Annotated in this window: 10 protein-coding genes; 1 reads left to right on the forward strand and 9 read right to left on the reverse strand. The window is 71.6% G+C overall.

The features are described 5' to 3' along the window. Positions 1-61 precede the first annotated feature (61 nt). From FHX75_RS11700 to FHX75_RS11735, 8 genes are all read right to left on the reverse strand, one after another. On the reverse strand, positions 62-1,141 hold the full coding sequence (locus FHX75_RS11700; protein WP_154939304.1) for a hypothetical protein: 1,080 nt from the start codon (positions 1,139-1,141) through the stop codon (positions 62-64). Positions 1,142-1,342: 201 nt separating this feature from the next. Beyond that, positions 1,343-2,014, reverse strand: a complete 672-nt coding sequence (nfi, locus tag FHX75_RS11705) for a deoxyribonuclease V (protein ID WP_154939306.1) — start codon at positions 2,012-2,014, stop codon at positions 1,343-1,345. A gap of 301 nt (positions 2,015-2,315) precedes the next feature. Then, positions 2,316-2,513 carry a hypothetical protein gene (locus FHX75_RS11710; protein WP_154939309.1) on the reverse strand — a complete coding sequence of 66 codons (198 nt, stop codon included), beginning with the start codon at positions 2,511-2,513 and terminating at the stop codon, positions 2,316-2,318. 73 nt (positions 2,514-2,586) lie between these two features. Next, positions 2,587-3,171, reverse strand: a complete 585-nt coding sequence (locus tag FHX75_RS11715; RefSeq protein ID WP_154939311.1) for a DinB family protein — start codon at positions 3,169-3,171, stop codon at positions 2,587-2,589. Between the two features lie 139 nt (positions 3,172-3,310). After that, positions 3,311-3,730: a hypothetical protein gene (locus tag FHX75_RS11720; protein ID WP_246157971.1), complete on the reverse strand. Its 420-nt coding sequence runs from the start codon at positions 3,728-3,730 to the stop codon at positions 3,311-3,313. Positions 3,731-3,740: 10 nt separating this feature from the next. Further along, complete coding sequence (locus FHX75_RS11725; RefSeq protein ID WP_154939313.1) at positions 3,741-8,165, reverse strand: toxin glutamine deamidase domain-containing protein; 4,425 nt, start codon at positions 8,163-8,165, stop codon at positions 3,741-3,743. An 18-nt stretch (positions 8,166-8,183) separates the two neighbouring features. Continuing rightward, a complete protein-coding gene (locus FHX75_RS11730) occupies positions 8,184-8,528 on the reverse strand; it encodes a hypothetical protein (protein WP_154939315.1) in 345 nt (114 codons plus the stop codon). Then, complete coding sequence (locus tag FHX75_RS11735) at positions 8,521-8,946, reverse strand: YbaB/EbfC family nucleoid-associated protein (protein WP_154939317.1); 426 nt, start codon at positions 8,944-8,946, stop codon at positions 8,521-8,523. The genes FHX75_RS11730 and FHX75_RS11735 overlap by 8 nt, the downstream gene beginning before the upstream one ends. 82 nt (positions 8,947-9,028) lie before the next feature. Between FHX75_RS11735 and FHX75_RS11740 the strand changes: the two genes are divergently transcribed. Then, positions 9,029-10,252: an SUKH-3 domain-containing protein gene (locus FHX75_RS11740; RefSeq protein ID WP_246157972.1), complete on the forward strand. Its 1,224-nt coding sequence runs from the start codon at positions 9,029-9,031 to the stop codon at positions 10,250-10,252. A 144-nt stretch (positions 10,253-10,396) separates the two neighbouring features. On the opposite strand, the gene FHX75_RS11745 is transcribed toward FHX75_RS11740, so the two are convergent. After that, a complete protein-coding gene (locus FHX75_RS11745) occupies positions 10,397-11,836 on the reverse strand; it encodes an aldehyde dehydrogenase family protein (protein ID WP_154939321.1) in 1,440 nt (479 codons plus the stop codon). Positions 11,837-11,878 lie beyond the last annotated feature (42 nt).

Raw genomic sequence — 11,878 nt, forward strand, 5'->3', positions numbered from 1 at the left:
CTCCTCGACAGCAGGTCGTCAACGAACCTGAGCCTAACGGAGCGGCCGGGTCCGCCCCGTCCTAGCCGGGGAGGCGGGGCATGAAGGTGGTCGCCTCACCGTCGGGCGGGGCGGCCGGCGGCGCGGCGGGCTGCTGCGGCGCCGGGGGCGTGGCGGCGGGCGGGGCCGAGGTCGGCGCACCGTACACCCCGCCGGACGGGCGGGGCGTGGGCGCGACGGTCGGGTACGCGCCGGCGCCGCCGTACAGGCCGCTGGGGCGCGCGGGGGCGGGCTGCTGGCCGTACACCTGGGGGGTCGGCGCGGGGGTCGCGCCCGGCACCCCGCCGCCGGAGCGGTAGGTGGTCGGACCGGGGTTCCGGGGCAGCGGGACAGCCGGGTACGCCTGCTCGCCGGCGGGCCCGCGGTCCTTGCGGTTGTTGCGGATGAGCAGAGCGATCAACCCGGCGCCGATGGCTACCAGGGCGATGCCGAACCACATGATCATGGATCCTCCGGAGGACTCTTCGGCAGCGGCGATGGCCTGGCCGGTGGTCGGGGCGGCGAGGACGGCCTGGTTCGGCTCGTCCGTGACGGCGGCCGGGGTCTCGGTCGCGCTCGGGGTGGGCGTCGGGGTGGGCTTGCGGGTGGGGGTCGCGCTCGCGGCGAGGCGCCCACCGACCCGGGAGGTGTCGGCGCCCCGGCCGATCAACCGGCCAACGGCGGTCGTCGCCTCGCCGACCACCTCCAACCTGCCCGCCGGGGCGCCCGCGACGAACGCGACCCGGTAGCGAACGGTGATGCTCTTCCCCTTGCACAACGTGGCATTCGCCGGCGAGGTACGGCCGGTGGCGACGCTGCCACCACCGCCGGAAACCGGTACCGGGAACCAGCGGCCGCCGATGTTCACCTGTACCCGCACCTGGTCCGGATTCAACCCGGTGAGCCGCAACCCGAGCGAACTGCGCAGCAGCACGCAGCCCTCCGTGCGCTTGCGCACCTCCATCGAGACGCCGCCCGGGGAACCGCCCGCGCTGAAGCTGCTCGACGCGCGGACGCCGACCCGGTCGGAGTCGGCGTACGCGGGGGCGACGCCGACGACGAGCAGGCCGCCGAGCAGCGCAGCAGCCGTCACCAGCCGTACGACCTGCCGACGCACGGACATCTCCACCTCACCGTCTCTCCCCCGCTGGAGTCCGGCGGTCAGGCTACTACCGGGTCGGGGGGTCCTCTCCCCATTGAGCGCTCCAGATGTGTGCCGCATTACCCTGCCGGCCGTGTCCTGGATCACGCCGGCCGCCTCTCTGTCGGGGTGCGGGTAGGGCGATCGGGTGACGACGGGAGCCCGCAGGGTTGTCGCGCAGAGTCAGGTGCGGGCGGCGGCCAGGGCGTCGCGGCAGAGCCGGTCGGCGGTGCGGGTGGTCTCCGGCAGCCGGTAGCGCGGGGTGAGCGCAAGCACCTGGTCGACGGCGTTGTCGAGGCTCATCCGGTGCCCGACGCTGACGAAGACCGGCTTGACGCCGTCCCGGGTCCGCAACACCCGCCCGACAGTCTCACCCCCGTCGATCAGCGGCGTGCTGTCACCGCGCCGCGGCCCCGGCTCCGCCGACTCGCCGACCAGCCGCGTCTTGCCCACCCCGATCGCCGGCAGCCCGGTCACCACCCCCAGGTGACAGGCCAGCCCGAACCGGCGCGGGTGGGCCAGCCCGTGCCCGTCGCAGACCAGCAACTCCGGTTGCACCGTCAGCCCGTCGAGGGCGGCCAGCAACGCCGGCAGTTCCCGGAAGGCGAACAGCCCCGGCACGTAGTCGAACGCCGGCCGCCCCACACTCACCGCCCGGTCCACCACGGTCAGGGTCGCGGCGTCCAGCACCGTGACGGCCGCCGCGAGCAGGTCACCGCTTTCCGCGTACGCGACGTCGAGGCCGGCAACCATCGCGGGCCGGCGCGGACCGGGCCCGACCAGGTCCGCGAGCGGCCGCAACCGATCCTGTACGGCCACCGCCTCGGCGACCGTCCTCGGCGTGTCCACCTGCACCGGCGCCCCTCTCCGTCCCCGCTGGGCGTCTCTGTTCCCGGCTGCTTCTGGGTCGAGGACCGTGCCGTCGGTCGTCGCCGGCTGACCGGCCCTGCCGTCTTCCGCTCACGGCCTGCTCGACTCCGTGTCGCTTCATCCCGCCGCCGTAGGCCTTAGACGGCGTCCGCCTCACTCATGCTCGGGCTTGATCGACTCCATTTACGCGATGTTGCGGTGTTCCCCAGCGACGGACACCGCAACCTCCCGAACATGGTGTGGATCATCGACACTCCCGCCACATGGCGGGGACTGGTGGCTGTCCCTATTCGCCGCTGTCGGCCTTGTCCGGCCGCTCATCCGTGCGCGTGCCACCGAAGGCGACCGCGAGGGCGACGCCGATCGCGACGCCGAAGGCCACCCCGCCAGTGTCCCGGAAGAGGGCCAGGCCGATGACGAGGCCCAGCAGAAGGCCGCTCGCCCATGCCGTCGACTGCTGCTTGGACACGCCGGAGTTCGTCATGACCCGAGCCTATGTGGATCTCACAACCCGCCGCCGCGCCTGCTGAGCGGGCCGCCCGCACCACTCGTCCAGGTCACTGACCGACGCGACCGTCGATACGCTCCCGCAGGAGGTCGGCGTGGCCGTTGTGGCGGGCGTACTCCTCGATCATGTGCACCAGCAGCTCGCGCAGCGAGATGGTCAGGTCTCCCCGGTGCCCCTTGACGCCCAGGTCGGCAGCCTCGTCGACGAAACGCTCGGCGTACGCGACCTCCGCACGCCAGGCCGCCCACGCCTCCTCGACCACCTTCGGGTCGGCGACCGCGCCGTCGAAGTCGGCGTCGGGCTCTTCCTCGGTGCACCAGATCCGCGGCGCGTCCTCGCCGGCCATGGTGCGCCGGAACCAGCCCCGCTCCACCTCGGCCATGTGCCGAACCAAGCCGAGCAGCGACATCGTCGACGGCGGCACGCTGCGCCGGGCCAACGCCTCGGCGTCGAGGTCGGCGCACTTGAGTTCCAGGGTCAACCGGTGGTCACGCAGATAGCCGACCAGGAGGCTCCGCTCGTCGTCGAACCCACCGTCGGAGCGGGGGTCGTCCTCGGGCTTGAGGAACATGTCCGACCAGCCGAAGGAGCGGGTGGGGAGGTCAGCGGGGGTGTCGGCGTGCGGGTCCGTCATGGGCCGACCCTGGCCCAGCCATCGGACGCCGGCAAGGCATTTCCGCCGTTGCAGGTTCGAGTGCAGCTGGACGCGCCGGAAGCTGGTCGCCCCTCATGGCCCCAACAAAATCTGACGTCCTACCGACATCCGCCACCAGTCAACCCTCCGCGAGGGTGGGATCAGCGCCAGGGTCCCCCGCGCTTTGCAACTGCTCTTCAAACATGACGAAGGTCTTCCGCCTGATGCCACGCACCAGCGCGATCTCGTTTGGTGTCGGATACCGCCTCTCGCGTGCCTGGGCATCGGTGATTGCCCTTACCGTCTCATAGAGGGCAAATACGGGACCCTCGCCTCGAAGGTAGTAGCCGCGGTCATGCTCAGTGTGTTGGATGAACTCGTCCCGAGTCAGGGATTCGACGTTGTCATCGCCCGAGAAAAGCAGCTTGTCAATGAGCTTGTTCGCCGACTGCCAGCCACCGGTGTCCTTCGACAACCGCCACGCGGATATACCGCCGTCCGTCGCCTCCACCAGTTTGACCGGCGACTCGTAGTAGCTGAAAAACGCCGGAAGCTGCATGTCGCCAGCCCTAGTCAATGCGCCCATCCCTTGTGTTGCCGTGTGCCGCATCCCCAAAGGCCTCCTGCACTCTGTTGAGCAAGCCGATGCGGATCGCCTTTTCAACAGGCGTCAACGGCCTATTTTCGGCAAGCGCGATAGCATCCAGATCGCGGCGAACCTCGTACAGCACATGCTCCCACTTCGCCACACGGTCAACAGCAGCCAGGTGCAAACGCAACTCAGCCACATGGCCGTTCGACATCCGGAGGTTCAGCAGCACGTCCCGGTACCCACTTCCCTGTGGTCGTCGGAACCGATCCTTGATGTTCAGGATCGTCACTTGAGGCATGTGAGTCAGTCTCGCCAGGGCCGAGTATATTTCGTCCAGCGTTTGAAACTCAATCTTGGCGGCAGCCAGGTCCTTCAAGTCGGACGCGTCGTTGTCGTACTCGATCAGCTTGTCGAGAATCCTCTCGTGCCCCTTCGGTTTGGTTCGCCAGCCAGGGATGCCATTCTCGCCTGTCAGCGCGCGCGCCAACTCGTTGAGCTCCACCTGAGCAGGCACCGCTTCGGCCCAGAGGTGGTCCACGTAGGCAAGCCGGTAATCATCGTCATCCCTCCGTGAGGTATCGAAGTTGGCCTGCTTGACGGGCTGCTTCAGAGCCTCCAGAGCGTCTGATACCTGCCGCTGTTCATCAGTCAGCACAGTCGGCGTCGCCGTCGTAGGCCCGCCGGCGGACACTGCTGCATATCCCCGTTCAGCGATGTCTTCCAGCACCGAGCCAAGCGTGTCAATCGCCTGCTGGTAGCCGAGAAGGTGGTACAGCGTCACCGGCCGAGCCGTCAGCGAGTTCGTCACTTCTGGCGTGGCCAGGACGATACGTGTGAGGTCAGGTCGCCGCGCCAGTTGCCTCATCAGCCTCTCGGCCAACATTGGCTCGCCGAGCGGTGGTTCCTCCCAGGTATCGGCGAGCATGCGCCGGACCTGGGGGTCAGCGAGGAGCTTCGCCACATCCCGTGCATCGCGTTCGTCAAGGTGCGGAGCAAGTCGGCCGAGCGTCGCGGGATCAAGCTGGGTGGCGGCTTCCGCAGGGGTGACCCCTGCAGCAAAGACCGCATCGAGGTCGACGCTTTCCGCGACAACCTGCTGGACCGAGGTTCCGGCGGAGAGACGCGCCGCCAATGCCTGGTCGCGTTCTCGCCGCAGATTCTGCTGTTCGCCTGGCGGCTCGTCCGCTTCCTGCGGCAGGCCGCTTCTGGCAGGACCACCTCCATCTGCCGCTGCACCGCCGCCCGGAGAAGCCATGCCCGGGCCGTCGAGCAGGTGGAGGCGGTTCAGGTACGGGTCGCCGTACCCGGCCTCGTCCTCCGGCGTCGACGGATAGTCGGGCAGATCGGGAAGGACGCTGAATCGTCCCCGGGCCAGCCCACCCAACGGCATCGGCCGGCCGTCACCGCCGAGCACGAGGGCGTCGACGCTGATGACGTTGTCCGGGTCGTCGACGCCCCGGTGGCGGTAGAGGGGCTGGTCGTAGACCGCGCCGCTCTGGGGGTCGAGATAGAGGATGGTGCCGTTCTGGTTGAGGGCGACCCAGGCGTGCGAACCACCGTTCTCCCACTCCGTGATGAGGAACGCGTAGCTGCCGTGGCCGCCGATCTTCAGCTGGACGCGCAGGTTCTCGAAGCCACGGTCGACCGCGTCGCGCAGGTCCCTACTGTCGGTCGCCTCTTCCCGACGGCCCACCAGCTTCTGGAAACGCCCGCCGGTGACCTGCTCCACCCGCCGCGGGCCGTTCTTCTCGCCCATGATCGGACACCGGATGTCACCCGCGGCATAGCCGTCGAAGGTACGCGGCGCGGAGACCCGCGGCCGGCCGTGTACCCAGGTCTCGAAGAGCGACAGCGTGCAGTCGAGACAGTTGATGCCGCGCGTGGGGTCGGCCTGCGGCCCGCCGTCGTTGGCGAGCGCGAACCATCCGCCCTGCCGGGGATCGGCGGTCCGCACGACGCTGCCGTCGGGGTGGCGGGGCATCTGCCGTTCGAGGTCGGTCTGGTGCAGTGCCAGCGGCGGGCGTAGCCCACCCCACTGCCCGTACCGGCGGGAACGGTCGATCGGCGGCGGGTCGTCGTCGGCACCGGTCAGCGCCGACCGGTCGCTCGTCTCGACCGCACCGAGGGCCAGATCTGCGACGTCGTCGTTGATCCGTTGAAAGTCGGCCGGGTTGTCGATGAAGACCTCGTCCGGCACGACCCTGCCGGCCAGGATGTCATCGGCCAGATCCTGCTCGTCGAACGCGTCACGCTGGTCCTGGTTCGCTAGCCGCTGGAACCAGTCCGCCATTTCGACGCGGCCCTCGCGCTGCAATTCGATCGCGCGACGGGCGGACCGGCGTGCCCGTTCCTCGTGGGTTCGAGCCACATCCTTTCGGCGGCTGGCCGCGTCGAACCGCCGCTTGTCCTCGTACCAGGCGCGCTGCGACTCGAAGTAGCCCTGGTAGCGGCGTCGCTCAAGGGCTTCCCGCTCGGCCGCCCACTTTGCGGCGTACCACTCGGGGGTCCTCAGGCGCGGCAGTTCGGTGGCCGGTCCCGGAGGAACGGGCGAGGGTTGCGCCTCGGGAAGTGGTGAGGTCGCCGGGGCCAGCGCCTCCAGCGACGGGAACCGGTTCCGGGTGGCGACGTCACCGTCCTGCTCCGGTGTCCCGGGACCCTGCCGAGGCGGCGTTTCCGCACCCACCGGGGTGGGCCGCTGCACCGAGGGCGGGGTGACGGCCGGAGGACTGCCGTGCGCGGCGGCCACCGGCGGGTGCGCCGACGCAGACCCGTTCGCATTGGCCGGAGGGACGCTGGTCGCCGCGCTGCCGACGACCCCGGTACCGGGCGACGTCATGGTGCCGGACGAGGTCACGGTGGCGGACGTCAGAGTGCCGGACGTCGTCACGGTCGCGGGCGACGCAATCGCGGCGGAAGTCGTCACGGGGCCGGTGGTCACAGGGGCGGAGGTCGCCGGGTTGGCAGCCGTCGGCATGGTGGTGGAGTGAGCCGCGGTGGCAGGCACCTCGCCAACCTGTGGCGAGGGCGGACGTTCGGCGGTGACCGACGAGAGCGTGGGGCTGCCCGACGACGGCCCGTGCCCCGCCTGAGTCGATGCGGCGGCGTCCACGGTGACGGCCGCTGACGCCCCGCGATCCGACGCCGATCCGACCTCCACAGCCGGGACTGCTTCCCCCTTGCCGACCGCCACTGGCTCCCGGTCCGGCTGCGGTGCGGGCGGAGCGGCGTCCGCGAGCGAGGCTGCAGGCGCCGCGCCCGTTCGGGAGCCGCCGGACAACGCCGAAGCGCCCGCCTCGGAAGACGATCCGTCGCGGGGCGAGGGCAGGTCGCCCGCAGCCACCGGCGGCACGAGGGGCAGCTCCATGGGCGGGAGCGGGGCGGCGAGCGCACTCAACTGCCCGTCGATGCGGGCGCGCACCGCCGCGTCGACCTGTCCGGTGGCCGAACCGGTGGCGCCGGAGACGGCCGCCCGCGCGGCGTCCTCCAGTGACATGACGCCCTGGCCGGTGGCCAGGCCCGCCGCGCCCTCGGCGAGGGTCTCGCCGGTCATCTCCCGGCCGAAGTGTTCGACGATCCGCGCGCCGCGACCGTGGGCGTGCCGGCCGAGCCCCGCCAGTGGCGCCACCGCGCCGCCAGCGAACCCGCCGACCGCCGACGCGCCGAGGTCGGCCAGGTCCAGGCCGTCGCGGCGTCCGGTGGAGTTCTGGTACGCCTGCGTGGCGAGGCTGATCCCGGACTCCTCCGTCGCCTCCTCCAGCCCACCCCTGGCAGCGCGTTTGCCCAGCCCCCGCATGCCGCCCCGGGCCACTTCCTTGGCGGCCCGCTCCCCGGCCTCCTTGAGGCCCTGCTTCAGTTCCTTCTTCGCGAGTTGGGCCAACAGCCGCTTGAAGATCTGCTGGACCACCAGCCGGCTGGCGGTGGTCGCCGCCCCCACGGCGGGTGACGCGGCGCCGGCGGTCACCACGCTGGCCACGGCGATCGCCAGCAGCTCGACGACGAGGATGCCCAACTCGATCCAGACCTCGAGCTTGGCGCCCTCGATGTCGCAGCCGCACTCCTCGACCAGCCGGCCGAGCTCGTCGCTGACCGCGAGCAGGACGAGCAGGGGCGCCTCGTCGCCGTCGGCAACCCGCCGCCAGGCGGTGTCGAATGCTTCGGCCACCAGGCCGATGCCGCCGTACCCGCTGCGCACCTCGGCCGCGGCGGCGATCGCGTCGTCGCGCGGCCCGGCGAGCGCCGCGGCGACGTCGTACCACTGGTCGGCGAGGTCCCAGACGGCGCGTTCGTCCCCCTCGGGCCACTCCACCCCGATGACCCAGTCGAGTGCCTCGTAGACCCAGCCCGGCAGGTCCCAGGGGCTGTAGTCGAGCGGGTGCGGGATCGGGCTGGGCAGCAGGCTCACGGCTCGGTCCTCCGCAGGTCAGCGCCGGTAGTCGTGCTGGCCGGACACTCCGTCGAGTCGTCGGCCGCTGGCGGCGTCGGTCTCCACTGTGGCCTCGACCGACGACACGACGTCGGCACCGAGCCCGGCCAGCGCCCGGCCGACTCCCTCCCAGGCGCGCAGCAGCGTCTGCTCGTAGCCGCGGTAGCTCTTCTCGAACGCGGCGCCGATGTCGTCGCGACCCCACGGACGCTGCGCGCTCGCCGCCGCAATGCGACCGCCGACCTGCTCACATCGCGTGCCGACCGCCTCGCCGGCGAGGTGGAGGTCGGTACCGCCGCGCCGGGCCCGGTCCGGGTCGAGCCAGAGCTGCCCCTCAGCCACGCCGTTCCCCTTCGCCCCGGAGCGCCGCGTCGGCCCGGCCGAGCAGCGCGCCGAAGTCACCGCTGCGGAGGAAGTCCACTGAACCGGAGCCCGCCGGCAGGTAGCCGGCAACCAGCTCCTGGGTGGCGGCGACGGCGGCAGCGGTGGCCCGGTGGACGGTCGTGGTGATCTTCCGGCTCAGCGCTCCCGCGTCCCGCGCCTGGAAGACGGCCGGACTCAGCTCCACGGCGATCAACTCGCCCCGGGCTCCCACGGTGGCGGTCACCTGACCGTCATCGGAGCGTTCGGTGATCCGCAGCTCCGCCAGCCTGGTCTGCAGTTCGTCCAAACCGGACCGGAGCCGCCGGTACTGCCCGTACACCTCGTCGAACCGCGCCCGGAGCGCGCGATTGGCCTCCCGGTCGACACTTTCGGCCAACGCCACCCTCCCCCGGTCACGTTCAGTCAGGCGAACCATACCGGGTGCCACGAAGTCGTGGGGGTCCGGTAGTTTTCAGCTCGTGATCGATCGCCAGCAGGCCGAGCAGCTCGCCACGGTGTGGGCCCGCCGCGACTCACAGCGCCTCGGCTACGAGTGCCGTCCGAGGATCGACGAGTTCGACCTCGGGTACGTGATCCGCTCCGTCGTGGCCCCCGACGTCGACACCGTGCCGGGTGACCTGCCCACGACGGTGGTGGACAAGGAGACCGGCGAGGTCTCCACCTGGCCGCGGGTGCCGGTCGCCGCCGTCGAGCAGATGTACCGCCGCAGTCGCCCCGCCGACGGCCCGGCGCCGCGTACGGTCGACCCGGCCAGTCAGCTGCTCCGCGAGATCCGGCGGCTGCCGACGCCCGCCACGGTCGCCCACCTCACCGTCGAGGGCCGCACGTACCTCGGCCACGGCGCCAAGGGCGACGTCGAGCTGCACCACCACCCGCTGGTCCGCGCCTACCTGGACGACCTGCCGGCCGGGCACCTGGTGCGGGGCGGCGACCGCCACGCCGAGCTGATCGTCGTCTCCGACGTCCTCCACGAGTACGACCACCGCCGCGCCGCCGCTGGCGAGGCTCCGCTGACGATGCGGGAGGCGGAGCTGCTTCTCTTCGAATCCCCTCTCCAGATCTTTCGCGTGCGGGAACCGGGAGACCCGGCCGCCGGTCCGGCGGATCGAGCATGCGATTCCTGCCTGAACTTTCTGGTGCACTTCGCGGTGATCGGGTGGTCGGATCTGGCGTACACCCGGGAGTTGCGACCGGAGCCTCGCACCTCACCGGAGCCGGGCCGCTTCCCAGCTGAGGTGGCGAGTGCGCTTGTGGATGGCGGTTGGCGGCCCGGCCGCGGCGACGCAGACATCGCCCGGATCGCGATCCTGGAGACACAGGAGCGAGTCAGTGGTCATCCGGACCTTCCGGCTGCTCAGGAAGCGCTCACGCGGTTTCCGGGCCTGACGTCCGGCCGCCGCGGCCCGGGACGGGAGGTGTGGATCTCCTGGTTCGGCATCGATCCACTCCATGCGGCGCACACCGCCGACACCCTCGCCGACTTCGGTGCCGTCCTCGGCGTGCGCTTGTTCCCGATCGGCTCCGAACGGCAGGACAGCATCCTCGCGGTGGACGAGCACGGCCGGATCTTCGCCCTGGACCAGGCCGGCGAGTGGTTCCTCGGCGACGACATCGACGCCGCGCTCACCACGCTGCTGCTCGGCCTGGCCCCGGCCCGGGTCCGCGACGACGGCACCTGGTGAGCGGCGGTCGCATGCCGCCTGAGCGATATACCTGAGAGGCATAAATATGCCTGGCAGGCATATCGCTCAACGAGGTGACGGCCCCCGACGCCGACACGCCCGGCCAGCACCGCGCCACGCCGGCGGGCACCGGCCTGGCACCGGCTACAGCGCCACCCCGGTCAGCACCATCACTCGCGGCTCGGTGTAGTCCTCCATCGCGCTGCGCAGCCCCTCGCGCCCCACGCCACTCCCCTTGACGCCCCCGTACGGCATCTGGTCCGCGCGATACGACGGCACGTCCCCGACGATCACCCCGCCGACCTCCAGCACCCGCGCCGCCTCGAACGCGACGTCCAGGCGGTGGGTGAACACCCCGGCCTGCAAGCCGTACGCGGAGTCGTTGACGGCGGCGAACGCGGCGCGATCGTCGGTGACCCGCGCGACCACCAGGACCGGCCCGAAGACCTCCTCGGTGCAGACCTTCGCGTCGGCGGGCACCCCGGAGAGGACCGTGGGCGGGTAGGTGGCGCCGTCGCGCCGGCCGCCCACCTCGATGGTGGCCCCGGCGGCGACCGCCTCGTCGACCCACGCCTCGACCCGCTGCGCCGCCTCCTCAGACACCAGCGGCCCGACGTCGGTCAACCCGGAGGCAGGGTCGCCCACCCGCAGCTCCTGCACCGACGCGACCAGCCGGGGCAGGAAGCCGTCGTAGAGCCACTCGTGCACGAAGACCCGCTGCACGGCGATGCACGACTGCCCGGCCTGGTAGTTGGAGAACATCGCGATGCGGTGCGCGGCGAAGGTCAGGTCCTCGTCGGCGGCCCAGTCCTCGCAGATCACCGCCGCCGCGTTGCCGCCCAGCTCCAACGTCACGTGCTTCTCCGGCACGGAACGGCGGATCGCCGCGCCCACCGGGCCGGAGCCGGTGAACGACACCACCGGCAGCCGCGGGTCGGCGACCAGCTCGGCGGCCCGCTCGTTGGGCAGCGGCAGCACCGAGAACATGCCCTCGGGCAGCTCGGTCTCGGCCAGGATCTCCCCCAGCAGCAGCGCCGACAGCGGCGTCGCCGGGGCCGGCTTCACGATGATCGGCGCGCCCACCGCGATCGCCGGGGCGACCTTGTGCGCCACCAGGTTCAGCGGGAAGTTGAACGGCGCGATCCCCAGCACGGGACCACGCCGCACCCGGCGCACCAGGGCGATCCGCCCGGTCGCCGCCGGGTCGGTGTCCAGGCGCTGCAACTCGCCGGAGAAGCGCCGCGCCTCCTCCGCCGCCCAGCGGAACGTCGACACCGCGCGCCCCACCTCGGCCCGGGCCCACTTGACCGGCTTGCCGTTCTCGGCGGTGATCAGCGCCGCGACCTCCTCGGCCCGCTCCGCCAGCCGCCGGGAGACGTGGTCCAGGGCCGCCGCCCGCACGTGCGCGGGCAGGGCCGCGGCCTGCGCGGCCACGCCGGCCGCCGCCGCGACGGCGGCCTCGACCTGGTCGGCCGTGGCGAGCGTGGTACGCCCCACCGTCCGGCCGTCGTACGGGTGGGTGACGGTCAGCTCGCCCTCACCGTGGACGGGGCGACCGGCGACATAGAAGGCTCTCGGCTCCACGTCGGCAGCGTAGACGACGACCGGCCGCACGGAAACAGTCGC

It is taken from the genome of Micromonospora palomenae (assembly GCF_007829925.1).
Classification (GTDB): domain Bacteria; phylum Actinomycetota; class Actinomycetes; order Mycobacteriales; family Micromonosporaceae; genus Micromonospora; species Micromonospora purpureochromogenes.

Coding starts and splice junctions, on each gene's coding strand:
- FHX75_RS11710 (WP_154939309.1), bottom strand. CDS start 2,513: ATGACGAACTCCGGCGTGTCCAAGCAGCAGTCGACGGCATGGGCGAGC.
- FHX75_RS11715 (WP_154939311.1), bottom strand. CDS start 3,171: ATGACGGACCCGCACGCCGACACCCCCGCTGACCTCCCCACCCGCTCC.
- FHX75_RS11700 (WP_154939304.1), bottom strand. CDS start 1,141: ATGTCCGTGCGTCGGCAGGTCGTACGGCTGGTGACGGCTGCTGCGCTG.
- FHX75_RS11720 (WP_246157971.1), bottom strand. CDS start 3,730: ATGCAGCTTCCGGCGTTTTTCAGCTACTACGAGTCGCCGGTCAAACTG.